The organism is Peribacillus frigoritolerans, assembly GCF_030676415.1.
In the GTDB taxonomy this organism is placed as follows: Bacteria; Bacillota; Bacilli; order Bacillales; family DSM-1321; genus Peribacillus; species Peribacillus frigoritolerans_A.
Window position 1 is genome coordinate 1 of record NZ_JAUUTW010000004.1, and the last position, 15,118, is coordinate 15,118.

The window sequence follows — 15,118 nt, forward strand, 5'->3', positions numbered from 1 at the left end:
ATGCAGTGGCAACCGTCGGGGCCAATAACACTTCCCTTAAAGGTCTGCCGGCTACATTGATGAAAGAAGCAAGTAATGTTCGCTATCTATCACACATCAAAGCCCTATTCAGCTTGGCTTATTAATTTTAGGATAAAGCACTCATTAAATTTAAAAGGACCATTCATCATTTGATGAATGGTCCTCTTTTGTATTAAAGGGCTATATTTAAAGAAATCAAATCTTAACTTGGTTGATGCTGAATCTAAGGAAAAATCCCTCAGGTAATTTTGCATTTGTCAAAATCCGGGTTTCTTTTAATCGTTTATCATTATAAGAGGAGACTTCCATCAATTCTTCATCCATATAAGCAGGATGGGTCATGATCTCCACGCTCGCCCCATCCATTACCCTCCCCTTCAAGCCTTGAAAGTAATCTTCAACCACCATTTCTCCATAAAAATCATCCAGGAATACATCTGTAACGGTTTGAATCCCAGCGAGGTGCCTTCCGGTATTACGCACTGGCAATCCGTAAATATCAGACAGCTTTTTTATAACAGGTAGAAATGCTGTGATCCCGTGTACATGATGATGGCTGTCGAAATGAGTCGGAAATAAACCAAATTCCAAGAATCTTTCGATTTGTGCTGACCACTCCCTCTCCAATTCGCTCAAGGAAATACCGGCAGGATCCCCATATACTAACCCTTGCTTCTTAAAGAAACCAGATTCGTCAACTAAACTCGGAACATCACTCAACAAAGGCTTTCCCCATGTCAGCACTAAGTGTATACCTACCTTCAACGACGGTGTCTTCTTTGCGATTTCAATCGCATGCTCCGTTGCTTTCGCATTCATCATGACTGTTGCCGAATTGACAATTCCATATTTATGGCTATCCAAAATCCCATAATTCACCGCTTTAGTTAACCCGAAATCATCTGCATTTACAAGGACTTCAATCATGATAAATTATCCTGCAACTCCTTTTTTTCAAAAAACTGCGGCAGATAATCTTTATGTGCCTCCAGCATTTCGTCTAAGATAAGTTTTGCAACCCGGTCACTTGGAACGAGTGGATTGATCGTCATGGCAAGCAAAGCAGTATCATAGTCCCCTGAAATTGCAGCTTCGATGGCTACCCTTTCAAAGGATTTGATTTGCTGAATTAATCCGCGGACAGCGACAGGAAGCTCCCCTACATTGATTGGCTTAGGACCATCCTTGGTTATCACACAACTGGTTTCAATCGCCGAGCCGTAAGGGATGCCTTCAATCGCACCATGGTTGACGGTATTCACCGCTTGAATATCCCGCTTATCCGTATGCATCGAGCAAATCAACCGCACAGCCGCATCACTGTAGTACGCACCTCCGCGCTCTTCAAGCTGAGGGGGCTTGATAGCCAGATCCTGGTCTTTATATAGCTCGAATAAACCTGCTTCAAGTCTTTGAACGACCTCTGCACGAGTTTCCCCTTTTTCCGCATCCTTCAATTCTTGGGCCAGCACATCTCCTGTTTTATAATAGTAGTTGTGGTATGGACACGGAAACAGGTTTAACGCTCTAAGGAATTCCGGCTCCCAGCCCATTGCATGGATATTCTTCATCGTGACAGCTTTAGCTGGATCTGTAATCAAATGGATGATTTGATCTTTGACACTCTCGCCATCAACGAATACATCCAAGCCGTAAACCATATGATTCAAGCCAGCAAAGTCGATCCGGACTCTTGAAGGGTCTACATCCATCAAATCCGCAACTCCTCTTTCCATACCAATCGGTACATTGCAAAGGCCGATGATTTTGGAAATAGTACTATGACGCAGAACTGCTTCCGTTACCATTCCTGCCGGATTCGTGAAGTTAATCAGCCAAGCTTCCGGACATAATTCCTCCATTTCATGAGCAATATCCAGAATGACGGGAATCGTTCTAAAAGCCTTGAAAAGCCCGCCTGGTCCATTCGTCTCCTGTCCGATCACTCCGTATTTCAATGGAATCTTTTCATCAAGCGCCCTTGCTGCGAGCTGGCCAACCCGCAGCTGGGTTGTTACATAATCAGCGCCTTTAAGCGCTTTCTTTCTATCTAGCGTGAGATGGACATCAATATTCACACCAGCCTTTTCAATCATCCTTCTTGCCAAATTCCCGACAATTTCAAGCTTTTCCTTTCCCGCTTCGATGTCCACAAGCCAAATTTCACTCACGGGAAGTTCTTCATGATATTTAATGAAGCCTTCGATCAGTTCAGGCGTATAACTCGAACCTCCGCCAATCGTGACAATCTTCAGCCCCTTGCTCATTCAGCAGTCCTCTCCTTCACAGCATCTGCATGTAAGAATTCTTCGCGTAGATCAATCATTTCAATTGCAAGATCCTTTAAAGTCATCGCTGTCATTAAATGATCTTGGGCATGCACCAGGATAATGGGTAGATTAAAATGGTCCCCGCCCGCCTCAGCATGGATTAATTGGGTTTGGTATTTATGGGCTTGCAATAATTCCGTTTCGGCCTCGGCTATTTTCACGCGAGCAGAATCAAAATTCCTTTTCTTTGCTTCCTGCATCGCTTCCATTGCAAAGCTTCTCGCATTCCCGCTATATAAAATCAATTGAAAGGATAGTTGGTATAATTCTTCTTTTTCCATTTTCATCACTACTTTCTTAAACGCTTAGCGTTTCTGAATCTTTTGTAAGCTCTGCTTTATTTTTGGTGTCTATCTTCACTTGGGCATAAACGAATGGTAAATAAATCGCTGTTGAAATGACTAAGTTGATTGCAGCCAAGACCGCTCCAGACACATGCCCGCCTGTGGCCAGGAATCCACCCACAATCGGAGGGGTAACCCATGGAATCTTAGCAACGATCGGGAAAACCATTCCGCTGCTTACCGCAATATAAGATATCACCGTTGTAATTACCGGGCCGAGAACAAATGGGATGAACCACATTGGATTCAGAACGATAGGCAATCCGAAAAGAATGGGTTCGTTAATCTGGAACACTCCTGGTGCCCCTCCAAGTGCAATCATCTGTTTATACCGTTTCCGACCGGCAATGATCATTGCAATGATAAGGCCCAGTGTTGCACCAGATCCGCCTAAATAAACAAATGCATCCAGGAAAGAACCTGCCAATACCCCGTATTGGTCCATGTCTTTGACGCCTTTTGCATATAAATCGATATTTTTCACTCCCGAACTTTCAAAAAGCGGTGTCGTTATCCCGCCAAGGATATTGGGTCCATGTAAACCGATCATCCATAATAAATGAACAAGAAATACTAGTAAAATTGCGAATGGCAATGAATCTACTGCACTTTGTAATGGAGATACAATCACTTTACTCAACCAGTCATTCAGTACCTGCCCATCCGTAGCTTTACGGAAGAGCAGTCCGAATACACCAGCGATAAAGATCGTCGCCATACCCGGCACTAATTTTGCAAATGAACGGGCTACCGCTGGAGGTACTCCATCAGGAAGCTTGATGACTAAATATTTCACTCGGGAAAGTCTCACAAAGATTTCAGTGGCAATTAAGGCAACGACAATTCCTGTAAATAGGGCTGTAGCATTAAAATAGTTCACGCTTACAAACCCCCATGCCCCGCCTGTTACATCCTTATCATCGATTGTTAAAGTGACATTTCCGATTTGAGGCAATAATAAAAAGAAACAGGCTGCTGAAACAAGCATCGCTTCAAAACCATCGTCACCGTATGATCGTGCCAATTTATACGAGATGCCGAATACAGCGAAAACCGTCATGAATGCAAAGGTTCCAAACCAAATATCACCGCCCAGCGTATTCCATGCAGGACCGAAGATAGCCTCCATCATTCTTCCATAAGGCTTGATGACTTGCCCGAGATTATTAAACAGGACGGCGAATGACCCAATCATTGTAATCGCTATCATTCCAATCAATGCGTCACGAATCGCAAGCAAATGCCGGTTATTCCCTACCTTTACCGCCCCAGGCATAATATACTTATCAATAAAAGTCATCATATCCTTATTCTCCTTTTATTAAAGTAGTGGCTTGTTTTAGCACTTCTTCACCATTACATAGTCCATAGAACATTGGATTGATGGTTGCGACTGGAATTCCCTTTTCTGCCCCCGCTTCCTGTAACTTGGAAAGAAGATATCTAACCTGCGGACCTAATAAAATCACATCAGCCTTGTCTATTTCATTGTTCACTTCTGTAGAACCCACAGCCCATATATGACATTCTATCCCTTGTTTTTTAGCGCTTTCCTCCATCTTTGTAACTAATAAACTAGTAGACATCCCTGCAGAACAACATAATAAGATATTCATTGAAATTACCCCCCTTTTAATGATTGATTATTCAGTATTCTCAAGTAAGACTTAAACGCATTTTTATAATAGTCGATGTTACTTTGTTTTATCACTTCCCTTGAAAGGCTATATGAAATGGGTATTATTACCTCCATACATACATTGTAGTTACAAATCAAAAAAATATCAACACAATTTTTAATTTGTTACTACAAATTTGTGAATTAAAGTTGATTATTGAACTTATCCGAGATAATCTATATGTATATATTGGGAATGAACATAGGAGGAATCACTGTGGAGACCATGAATAAAGAAGCGGCATTGCATTCCATAGTTAAGGAATCGATTATCGATCTCATAAAAAATGGCGAATATCAAACAAATACAAAATTACCGACTGAGGCCGAATTTTGTAAAATCTACGGAGTAAGCAGGACAACAGTTCGCACGGCCTTGCAGCAATTGAACGTCGAAGGCTATATCTACCGTGTTCAAGGCAAAGGTACTTTCGTTTCAGAGAATAAAGTGAAGCAATTTCTTACAAGCACGGTTGAAAAGTTCTCTGAGCAAGTCACGATGCAAGGAAAAAACCCTTCTACAAAGGTCATTAGCTTAAAAGTGATTGAAGCAAATGCTACACTTGCCAAGCTTTTCAAACAAAATATTGGAGACCCCGTAAACAAACTGGAACGGATACGTTACGTAAACGACATCCCCCTTCAATATGAAATTGCCTTTCTCCCTTGGTATAAAACACCCGGGCTTAATATCGAAGCCTGTGAAAAATCACTCTTTAAAGTACTTGAAACACAATTCAATTTAAAAGTAAAAAAAACGGTCGAACACTTGGAGTTTTCACTTGCCGACGATTCCATTTCTGATAAATTGGATGTACCGAACGGTTCACCTTGTTTTTCCTTGGAAACTTACACATATGAGAATGATGGATCGGTCATTGAATTCTCTAAAACTCTCTTTAGAGGCGATCGTGCACACTTTGTCATCGAGCGGAACTATTGATTTTTGATAGATAAAAAAATGGGATGCCTTATTAATTAAGGTATCCCCTTTTTGTGTGTACTTTTATACGGCATTCTAGTTCGGAAGGCTCTCACATCGAACCATGATTTGAAAACTTGGTTATCCTTCATGGTTTACTTTTTTATGGATGGAATCCTCATTGGATTGAAGAAATTTGCCGACACTCCTGCCGAATAACTGGCTGGACGAGACCCCACAGACGCTTGCTTTGATGCGGCTTGGCGGACAGTCGGCGGATAGGGAGCGGATTTCTGAAATCAACTGGAATGTTTTTTCAAAAAAAACTCTAGGCAAACTGGCTTTTCTCCGAATTTGACTACAGTCTGGCGGTTTCATCAATTTGTCGACAAAAGGAGTTTCGGAATGCTCTCACCCCGAATCATAATTATAAAAAAAGAAGACTTAGTTATCCTTTATGTTTTTCACTTTTTTATATGGATGAAACCATCACTAGATTGAAGAAATTTGCCGACACTCCTGCCGAATAACTGGCTGGACGAGACCCCACAGACGCTTGCTTTGATGCGGCTTGGTGGACAGTCGCCGGAAAGGGAGCGGATTTCTGAAATCAACTGGAATGTTTTTTCAGAAAAAACTCTAGGCAAACTGGCTTTTCTCCGAATTTGACTACAGTCTAAGAGGCAATCATAACGATTGCCTCTTTTTGTTGCGTTTCTGGATACAATTTCACATAATTACAAATACATTCATTATATGAGTAAAATTGACAAATATAGCATAATAACCTAACCTAGTAGACTAGGGATATACTATTACTTAGATCGATATTCAACTTTATACCTATGTTATATCTCGATAAAAGTTACTAGGAAATCTCTTACTATTAAATTATTAGGCAGGTGGATTTTATGTGCGGTTTTGTTGGATGTATTCAAGAATATCCGAAAGCCATAAATTCAAATATGAAAGAAACGATCAAGAAGATGAACACGATCATTACCCATAGGGGTCCGGATGATGAAGGATATTTTTTTGATGATTTTGTGAATTTTGGATTTAGGAGATTAAGCATAATCGATATAGATAATGGTAACCAACCGCTTTCATATGAAAATGAAAGATATTGGATCATTTTTAATGGCGAAATCTATAATTACATTGAACTAAGGAAAGAACTCATTGATGAAGGATATGAGTTTACGACAGATTCTGATACGGAAGTAATATTGGCTCTCTATAGCAGCAAAAAAGAGGAAACCGTCCAGAAATTGCGCGGCATGTTCGCTTTTGTCATTTGGGATAAAAGCGAACTAAAGCTTTTTGGTGCAAGGGACCACTTTGGAATCAAGCCTTTTTTCTATTGTGAGCAAGATGATGTTACTTACTTTGCATCAGAAAAAAAGAGTATTTTGACAGCAATGAATGAAGAGCTGGATGTGAATTCATTACAGCATTTTCTCAGTTTTCAATATGTTCCCGAACCATCCACCCTATCCAAAAACATTGAAAAGTTATTACCTGGGCATTACTTCACTAAAGAGCCCGGAAAGAAAATGGATATAAAAAGGTTCTGGAAACCTAGTTTTCACCCTTCCAATATAGAAGATTCAAAGGTCATGAAAGAAATACAAGAAACTCTGCTGGATTCCGTGAACGTCCATATGAGAAGTGATGTTCCGGTTGGATCTTTTCTATCAGGCGGGATTGATTCATCATTTATCTGCTCCATCGCAAAAGAGATTAACCCTAAAATCAAAACTTTTTCTGTTGGGTTCGAAAGAGATGGATATAGTGAAATAAACGTTGCACAGGAAACAGCAGCCGCTCTACATGTAGAAAATATAAGTTATATCATAAGTCCTGAAGAATTCTTGGCAGAACTTCCGAAGATCATCTGGCATATGGATGATCCTTTAGCAGACCCCGCTGCCGTTCCACTATATTTTGTCGCACGGGAAGCTAAAAAGCACGTCAAGGTCGCCTTGTCCGGTGAGGGGGCAGATGAGTTATTCGGTGGATATAATATTTACCGGGAGCCCCATTCCCTGCGCATGTTTTCCTATTTACCAGCACCGTTGAACAAAGTGTTGAAGGCGCTTTCCTCTGTTTTGCCAGAAGGTGTTAGAGGAAAGAGTTTTATAGAGCGCGGAGTGATACCTTTAGAAAACCGATATATCGGAAACGCAAACATATTCGACGAGAAAGAGAAAAAACTTTTACTGGTGAATTATCTCAACGGTTTAGAAAATGAGAAAGTGACAAATCCCATCTATTCAAGTTCTTTAGGGTATGATCCTATTACCCAAATGCAAAACATTGATATTCAAACTTGGCTAAAAGGCGATATTTTATTGAAGGCAGATAAAATGTCCATGGCGAATTCTTTAGAAGTGAGGGTTCCCTTTTTGGATAAATGCGTTTTCAATACAGCTTCAAAACTTAGTATGGATCAAAAGGTAAGAAATGGAACGACCAAATACATGCTCCGAAAAGCTGCCCGCGGGATAGTGCCGGAACATGTATGGAGCAGAAAGAAGCTAGGTTTTCCTGTTCCGATACGCCATTGGTTAAAGGAGGAATTATACGATTGGGCAGTAAGGTTAATCCAGGAAAGCCCGACTGACTATCTTTTTAACAAAGCGCAAATTATGAAATTACTTGAAAACCATGTAAATAATAAAGCGGACAACAGCCGGAAGCTCTGGACCATTTTAACTTTTATGATTTGGCATCAAATTTATATAGAAAAACAATATGAGCCCCAAAAGATTTTACAATATGCTGTCAATTGAGCACCTTTAATGGCTTCACTCATTGCACCTAAGCATCAATGAATGATTGCTTGGGTGCTTTTAATATTTACTTGATTATCACCCAAATATGAGTATCCATTCAATTTACCAATTGGTATATGACGAATTTCTCAAAAGGATTAGATTCAGTCAAGCCAGGTAACATCACTTCGTTTTTCAGCTCGAAGGCGGTTTGATTTTCGAGGAAAAAAATATAATCCTGTGAAGCATAAAATAATATAAGTTCGATTTGGCGCGGTTCTTTTTCAAAGGAAAGCAAAATGTTATTGATGATTTTCATGAAAATCTGTACCGAGAAAGGATTAAAGAAATAAAAACGATTGTCTTTCGTATCAATATCATATTCTTCTGCCAAACAACAGTGGAATTCTATATTGCCATCGTTGTTTTTTCTTTTCTTCATGTAGCCATTCAGATTCTCGATCGCTTCTTTATAGAAATTTTCATTCATCTCCACGCCAACCACAGATGATTGATATAAGTGATGGATAAAAAAATTCAAGCGTCCTTTACCGCATCCAAAATCCACAATGCGATCATTTCTTTTCAGTGCATATTTTTTGAATAAATGTTCCAATGCGCTGTATGGCGTAGGTTCGTATCGGTGATAATGCAAAGAATCATTGAAATTTATTTGTTCACCTTCCGTCCTGATGTTCAGCATTTCATCATAATCCGTCTCTTCCATTGTTTTATGCACCTCCTTCATTGTTTTTAAATATTGTGCTTCCCCCGGATAAGTTTTTGTTATATGAATGTCCATACAATTAATTGGATTTTGCTTTATTTACATAAACATTAAAATCAGAGATGCTTGGGTTGGCTGATAAATGACCGCCTTCCACTTGGATCGTCTGACCGGTAATGAATTTGGACTCGTCAGATGCAAGGAATGGTACGGTATAACCGATATCATCCGCTTCCCCATGATATGGCAATGCATTAAATTTTGCAAAGATATCGAGTACGACCTGAGGCATATTATTTTTTGCTGCAGGAGATAAAATAAGTCCTGGTGCCACTCCATTACAACGAATATGATCTTTACCATACTGTGCAGCGATATAACGAGTCAAATTCACTCCCCCCGCTTTGGACGCACCATATGCGGATCGTACGGAGTCACCTGTAAATCCAGCCATTGAGGCCGTATTGATAAACGATCCTCCTCCCGCTTTAACCATGTGAGGAATTGCAAACCTGCTTCCCAATAGGATACTTTTTAAATTCACATCCGTAAGCCAGTCCCATTCTTCCAAATCTAAATTCACGACATCCAGATCTTTATGTTGGTTAGTTAAACCCACATTATTAACAAGTACCGTAACCGTTCCATATTGTTCAATGGTAGTCGACTGCTGCCTGGATGGAATCTGCTTGTCCAGCATCCAAGAATACTCCAGCCACTTCCCCACCTTGTTTTTTAATGTTTTCGGCTGCTTCTTTTGCTCCCTGCTTCGTTATAATCGCAATCACGACTTTTGCCCCTTCTATAGCCTTTAGTGTGGATATGAATAACCCTATAGCTGAAGCTCCACCTGTCACTAATGCTACTTTATCTTGTACTCTCCCAATAATACCCCACCTGCTCTTCAAAAATTGAATATTACTGCTTTACTAATCATGACTAACCGTTTGCCAAATCCAAAACAGAAAAAAGCTGAAGCATCAAAAAGAGCTTCAGCTTTTTTCATTTTTCTTCTTCATCATCCCATATGATCCAATCATGAACCTCAAGAATTTCCAGAAATTTCATCAGCCGCGGTAAGGCTGGTTCTGCTTCCTCTCCAAAATGTTCACTCATCGCTTCAGAAATCTGATTTACATTCCTTTGGAAGTCCATCTGTTTAATGGCATATGCCCCAAACTTATCAAGCTTGATTTTACGGACTGATGGTTGTTTAAAGAAACGAATTGTAATTCGTTCCACAAAATTGGTCCTTTGAATGACCAAAAAATTTGCTTCCGCAGATTCTTGTACCATAGTGACGCGTCTTTCCAAAAGGGGAACCATGGTTAACAGGTTCCTCTTTTTTGATTGGCGTTTACGAAGCATCTTCTTTTTTCCCTTTGCTGGATACGAACCAAAGCAATCCAGCCAGAGCAAGGAATAGTAAAAATGGTAGCAAATTGCTGGCTAATTTAGCCGCAGCCGGAACTTGGATACCGGCTGCGATCAATATGGCAATAAGAACACCAATCAATGATTCACCCGCTATTAAACCTGAGGCAAATAATACACCTCTATCAACCCGTGATTTAAGCGCTTCTTTTGTTTTCGAGAAGAACTCAACGAAGAATCGAATCAATCCACCGATCATGATTGGGGCACTAGTATGAACCGGCAAGTAAATGCCGACTGCAACAACAAGTGAATTCAGACCGAAAAATTCTAATGTGATGGAAATAGCCGCACCGATAAAGATGAGGGTCCAAGGTAAATCTCCCCCTAGAACACCTTCAGCAAGTATTTTCATTAGTGCCGCTTTAGGTGCAGGTAGTTCTGCAGATCCCATCGTATAGGCGTTATCCATCAGAACCAGGATAAAACCAATGACAGAAGCGGACGCAACAACACCGATCATCATGGCAACTTGTTGTTTCCATGGTGTTCCGCCGACGATATATCCTGTTTTTAGATCTTGGGAAACATCACCTGAAACCGCAAGTGCTGTACAAATGATCGCAGCGACGGTTAAAGCGGCTACCATTCCAGTCGTACCAGTAAAACCAGTAGCTTTATAGACAATCGCTACAATCAATAGTGTAGCTATCGTCATTCCAGAAACAGGGGAAGAAGAACTTCCGACGATCCCAACAACCCTTGAAGCCACTGTTACGAATAAAAATCCAAAAATCGCAATTGCAATCGCACCGATGATTCCTACATCTGTTATAGGTGTGAAAGCAATGATTAAAATCACGATGATCGTTCCCAACCAAACGTATTTAGCGGGTATGTCTTGTTCTGTACGGATCGAACCTGATTTTAGTTGTCCTTTATTGGCTTTTACGCCTTTAAGAGTATCAAAAACTGAACTGAAAAGTATTGGTAATGTTTTGATCAATGTAATCAATCCGCCAGTTGCAACGGCACCAGCACCAATATATCGTATATAATTATCCCAAATTCCCCATGCATCCAATTCACCGATCGGTACATCGGAAGGGAAAATGGCAGTTCCATTGCTTCCGCCAAAAAAGCTGATGGCCGGTATTAGAACGACCCAGGCTAATAAACCCCCACCTAGCATTTGTCCTGCAACACGCGGTCCAATAATATAACCTACACCCAAAAGGGAAGGAAAGGCATCAAGACCAACCACTGCATTTTTAAAATTCGTGATTCCTGTTTCAACTTCTGTCTTGAAAAGCTTAAACCCATCACCAAGCCCTTTAACGACACCGCCGATTACCAAACCGGCTCCGATTAGTTTCGCGCTTGTACCACCCTTTTCTCCTGACTTCAGAACCTCGGCACATGCCGTACCTTCAGGATAAGGTAATGTTTCATGTTCCCTTACAATCAAAAGCTGGCGAAGGGGAACCATCATGAAGACCCCTAAAAATCCCCCAGTTAATACAACGAAAATGATGAATGCTTGACTCACGTCCATGTCCCACATGAATAATGCTGGAATGGTAAATACAGCACCGGCACCAATAGCCTCACCTGCCGTGGTCATCGTTTGCACAATATTGTTTTCTAATATTGAATCCCTGCGAAAAACCCCTCTTAAAATAGCCATTGAAATTACCGCTGCGGGTATTGAAGCAGAGACAGTTAAACCAATAAGTAGGCCTAAGTATGCATTTGCCGCCCCGAATACGATTGCAAGAATGATCCCTAGAATGATTGCAGTTGCAGTTAATTCCGGTAGAGATTTAGATGCAGAGACGTACGGGACAAATTTACTCTCTTTTGAATTGTTCGACAATTTAGCCACTTCCTATGTTAAACTTTAAAATCACAGAGAACATTATATCACTGTAATTTAAATTGACGCAATGGTAAAATTCCGCTCACCAAATGTCTGATTATATCTAATAATCAGATTAGCAGTTTCGATTTTAAAATATATAAAAATAATATTCAGCTAATAACCATTGTTTTTGGGCTTATTCGTTACACGAAATCACTGCATCTCATTCATTCAATGACGGGACCATCAGCACTCCTTATTAGAGCTCCATAAGCAATTAACCCACTGGGTTATTGCACTTTAAAATGAGATCTAACATATCCTGAAAAATCAAGTCTGAAAAAAGGAATGATAAATTCATGGTCTCCTATATGGACTATACTTCACCATCCACACAACACTTTTTTGATGTTAATAAAAGCAATTTCATGAAAAAAGACAATCAAAACTATATAAATGTATTAGGTATCAAACAATTGAACACACTCGAAAATGTTTCTTTATTAGATATTTACCTTAGTGCAAACAATGTCGTAGAACCGCATTATCACCAAAATGCTGCAGAGCTAGTGTATTGCATTTCTGGAGCGGCAACCGTTTCATTACTGAATCCTTTTACTAAGCAAATACAAAATTATCCCATTAAACCTGGCCAAGTAGCCAACGTTCCACAAGGTTGGTGGCATTATGAAGTGGCTAATACGGATAATACTCATCTGCTGGCCATTTTTAATGCATCAACACCTGAGGTGATCCTGGGTTCGGATATCTTGAAATTAACACCTGCAAATATTATGGCACATACGTATTGCATGGATGAAAACCAATGGAAAAAAGCAATTACACCGATTCACCCCTCAACATTCATCGGTCCGCCAGCCAACTGCCATCGAGCGGCCGAAGAAGACATGCAGCAATATCCTCAATATCATAATCACTATGATAACCAAATGTGTACTGCCCCCGCATACAACTATCAATTCCAGCCCACTCCCCCATATTATTATTATTGAAGATAAGTGCAGGGAACTCGATCACCCCTGTTCGAGGGCCTATACAACTTCATGGATGGCATCTAATAAATCGGAATCGAAAAAAGCAATGGAGAACCCTATTACATAAGAGTTCTCCATTGCTTTTAATTACATGATCCGCTTGAACATTTTCTCCATTTCATAAATGGAATAAGAGATGATGATAGGTCTTCCATGAGGGCATGTGAAGGGGTCTGTTGTCCGCCTTAGTTCATCCAATAGTGCTTGGATTTCATCATTGCGCAGATGCCGGTTTGCCTTTATGGAGGCTTTACAGCTCATCATGATGGCTGCTTCTTCGCGCAATTTTTTGATGTCGACCTTTTTCATCGATAGCAATTGTTCTATCATTTCTTCAAGGATTTCCTGTTCAATTCCTTTAGGGAACCATTGTGGGTGCGATCGGACAATATAGGCGTTATAGCCAAACTCCTCTAAATAGACGCCGACTTTTTCCAACTCATGACGATATTCATTTATCCGGATACATTGGTCTGTTGAAAATTCAAGTGTGATGGGAACCAGCATATCCTGTAGCTCGTTTTCAACACGTCCGACCTTTTCTTTAAAATATTCGTATTTGATCCGTTCCTGGGCAGCATGCTGGTCTATGATATATAAACCTTTTTCGTTTTGGGCGAAAATATATGTTCCATGCATTTGCCCAATCGGGTACATGGGAGGGATGCGGCTGTCCGGTTCATTCTCCTCGATTTCTTCCTCTTGTTCGACAGTGTAGGTTGTATACTTTTCAGCCGACTCGAAATATGGTTTACTTTCATCATCTTGTAAGACCGGTACATAGATATCTTCCATTTGCTGCTGTTCATTGCTATAGATTATTTCCTTTATTGGTTCAAGATTGAAATCTTCATTATGATCCTCATAGCTCTTTTGTTCCTGCTTTTCCCGAATCAAGGTATCCTTCAAGAGTGAAGCTTCTTTCTTGGCTTCTTCAAGGACACGCTTGCCGCTTTCCACAACATGGTCCAATTCCAGCGCAGTTTGCTCACTTTTCACCTGTTCCGGCTTTGATGTTGGTGTATATCCGCTTGGTATTAGAGTCATCTTTTTAAACGAAGATTTGATCGTTTCCGATACAAGACTGTACAATTCCTGTTCCTTGCTGAGCCTTACCTCCATTTTGGATGGGTGTACATTGACATCGACAAGAATCGGATCCATTTCAATATTCAACAAAGCAATTGGAAAACGCCCAATTGGAAGAAGTGTATGGTACCCATCCAGGATTGCTTTCACGAGCGCATAGTTTTTGATGAAGCGGCCGTTTATCATGGTTGAAATATAATTCCTTGAAGCCCGGGTGACCTCTGGCATAACGATATACCCGGATAATTTGAAGTCCAGGGAGCTTGCCTGAATCGGAATCATCTTTTTGGCAATATTCGTACCATAGATTGCGGCTAGCACCTGCCTGACATCACCGTTACCATTCGTATGCAGGATTCGCTTCTCGTTGTGTGATAACCGTATAGAAACATCCGGATGTGAAAGTGCGAGCCTGTTAGCGACATCCGTAATATTTCCTAGCTCGGTATGAATGGTTTTCATATATTTCAACCTTGCAGGAGTATTGTAAAACAAGTCGGAAACCAGGATATCCGTTCCTTTCCGGCTGGATGAAGCCTCAAGTTCCTTAACCATGCCTCCTTCAAGAAGTATGCGCGTTCCTACACCTTCGCCAGTGCTGCTTTTCATTTCAAAACGGGAAACTGAAGCAATACTGGGCATTGCTTCACCGCGAAAGCCAAGTGTTCGAATTCGGAAAAGGTCATTTTCATCTTTTATTTTACTTGTGGCGTGGCGTTTAAATGCCGCTTCTATGTCATCAGCCAAAATCCCATCGCCATTATCCACGATCCGAATGGAACCAAGTCCAGCCTCCACCAATTCAATCTCTATAATGGTACTGTTTGCATCTATTGCGTTTTCCACTAGTTCCTTAACGACTGAGGCTGGGCGTTCAACAACTTCACCAGCTGCGATTTTATTAGATAAAGCCTCATCAAGCTGTATGATTTTTCCCATT

The 15,118-nt window shown here is 40.6% G+C and carries 13 protein-coding genes and 2 pseudogenes; 4 read left to right on the forward strand and 11 right to left on the reverse strand.

Annotation, left to right across the window (positions count from 1 at the left end):
• A pseudogene (locus tag Q8G36_RS05275) lies at positions 1–125 on the forward strand (NAD(P)/FAD-dependent oxidoreductase); the annotation flags it as partial.
• Between the two features lie 91 nt (positions 126–216).
• On the opposite strand, the gene chbG reads toward Q8G36_RS05275, so the two are convergent.
• From chbG to Q8G36_RS05300, 5 genes are read right to left on the reverse strand one after another with little or no spacing between them, the layout of a single operon-like run.
• On the reverse strand, positions 217–948 hold the full coding sequence (gene chbG, locus Q8G36_RS05280; protein ID WP_305159473.1) for a chitin disaccharide deacetylase: 732 nt from the start codon (positions 946–948) through the stop codon (positions 217–219).
• Positions 945–2,288 (reverse strand): 6-phospho-beta-glucosidase, encoded by a 1,344-nt coding sequence (locus Q8G36_RS05285; protein WP_305159472.1) that lies wholly within the window; start codon positions 2,286–2,288, stop codon positions 945–947. Before Q8G36_RS05285 ends, chbG begins: the two co-directional genes overlap by 4 nt.
• Complete coding sequence (locus tag Q8G36_RS05290; RefSeq protein ID WP_305159471.1) at positions 2,285–2,632, reverse strand: PTS lactose/cellobiose transporter subunit IIA; 348 nt, start codon at positions 2,630–2,632, stop codon at positions 2,285–2,287. The genes Q8G36_RS05285 and Q8G36_RS05290 overlap by 4 nt, the downstream gene beginning before the upstream one ends.
• A gap of 16 nt (positions 2,633–2,648) precedes the next feature.
• A complete protein-coding gene (locus Q8G36_RS05295) occupies positions 2,649–3,998 on the reverse strand; it encodes a PTS sugar transporter subunit IIC (RefSeq protein WP_305159470.1) in 1,350 nt (449 codons plus the stop codon).
• Positions 3,999–4,002: 4 nt separating this feature from the next.
• Entirely contained in the window at positions 4,003–4,311 is a 309-nt protein-coding gene (locus tag Q8G36_RS05300; protein ID WP_305159469.1) for a PTS sugar transporter subunit IIB, read from the reverse strand.
• Positions 4,312–4,599: 288 nt separating this feature from the next.
• Between Q8G36_RS05300 and Q8G36_RS05305 the strand changes: the two genes are divergently transcribed.
• Positions 4,600–5,316, forward strand: a complete 717-nt coding sequence (locus tag Q8G36_RS05305; protein ID WP_057278475.1) for a GntR family transcriptional regulator — start codon at positions 4,600–4,602, stop codon at positions 5,314–5,316.
• Between the two features lie 120 nt (positions 5,317–5,436).
• On the opposite strand, the gene Q8G36_RS05310 is transcribed toward Q8G36_RS05305, so the two are convergent.
• Complete coding sequence (locus tag Q8G36_RS05310; RefSeq protein ID WP_305159468.1) at positions 5,437–5,631, reverse strand: hypothetical protein; 195 nt, start codon at positions 5,629–5,631, stop codon at positions 5,437–5,439.
• A gap of 575 nt (positions 5,632–6,206) precedes the next feature.
• Here Q8G36_RS05310 and asnB point away from each other — a divergent pair.
• The gene (gene asnB / locus Q8G36_RS05315) at positions 6,207–8,090 is read left to right on the forward strand and encodes an asparagine synthase (glutamine-hydrolyzing) (RefSeq protein WP_305159467.1); all 1,884 of its coding nucleotides are present in this window, start codon (positions 6,207–6,209) and stop codon (positions 8,088–8,090) included.
• A gap of 100 nt (positions 8,091–8,190) precedes the next feature.
• Here the strand turns inward: asnB and Q8G36_RS05320 are convergent, their stop codons facing one another.
• The 4 genes and pseudogenes from Q8G36_RS05320 to Q8G36_RS05335 form a co-directional block, all read right to left on the reverse strand.
• Positions 8,191–8,799, reverse strand: coding sequence for a methyltransferase (locus Q8G36_RS05320; protein ID WP_305159466.1), 609 nt, complete (start codon positions 8,797–8,799; stop codon positions 8,191–8,193).
• Positions 8,800–8,878: 79 nt separating this feature from the next.
• Positions 8,879–9,686: pseudogene (locus tag Q8G36_RS05325) on the reverse strand (SDR family NAD(P)-dependent oxidoreductase).
• A 115-nt stretch (positions 9,687–9,801) separates the two neighbouring features.
• Complete coding sequence (locus Q8G36_RS05330) at positions 9,802–10,167, reverse strand: PqqD family protein (RefSeq protein WP_305159465.1); 366 nt, start codon at positions 10,165–10,167, stop codon at positions 9,802–9,804.
• Complete coding sequence (locus Q8G36_RS05335) at positions 10,157–12,049, reverse strand: OPT family oligopeptide transporter (RefSeq protein WP_305159464.1); 1,893 nt, start codon at positions 12,047–12,049, stop codon at positions 10,157–10,159. The genes Q8G36_RS05330 and Q8G36_RS05335 overlap by 11 nt, the downstream gene beginning before the upstream one ends.
• A gap of 344 nt (positions 12,050–12,393) precedes the next feature.
• Between Q8G36_RS05335 and Q8G36_RS05340 the strand changes: the two genes are divergently transcribed.
• The gene (locus tag Q8G36_RS05340; protein ID WP_305159463.1) at positions 12,394–13,047 is read left to right on the forward strand and encodes a cupin domain-containing protein; all 654 of its coding nucleotides are present in this window, start codon (positions 12,394–12,396) and stop codon (positions 13,045–13,047) included.
• Between the two features lie 129 nt (positions 13,048–13,176).
• On the opposite strand, the gene mutL is transcribed toward Q8G36_RS05340, so the two are convergent.
• On the reverse strand, positions 13,177–15,117 hold the full coding sequence (gene mutL / locus Q8G36_RS05345; RefSeq protein WP_305159462.1) for a DNA mismatch repair endonuclease MutL: 1,941 nt from the start codon (positions 15,115–15,117) through the stop codon (positions 13,177–13,179).
• Between the last annotated feature and the right edge of the window lies 1 nt (position 15,118).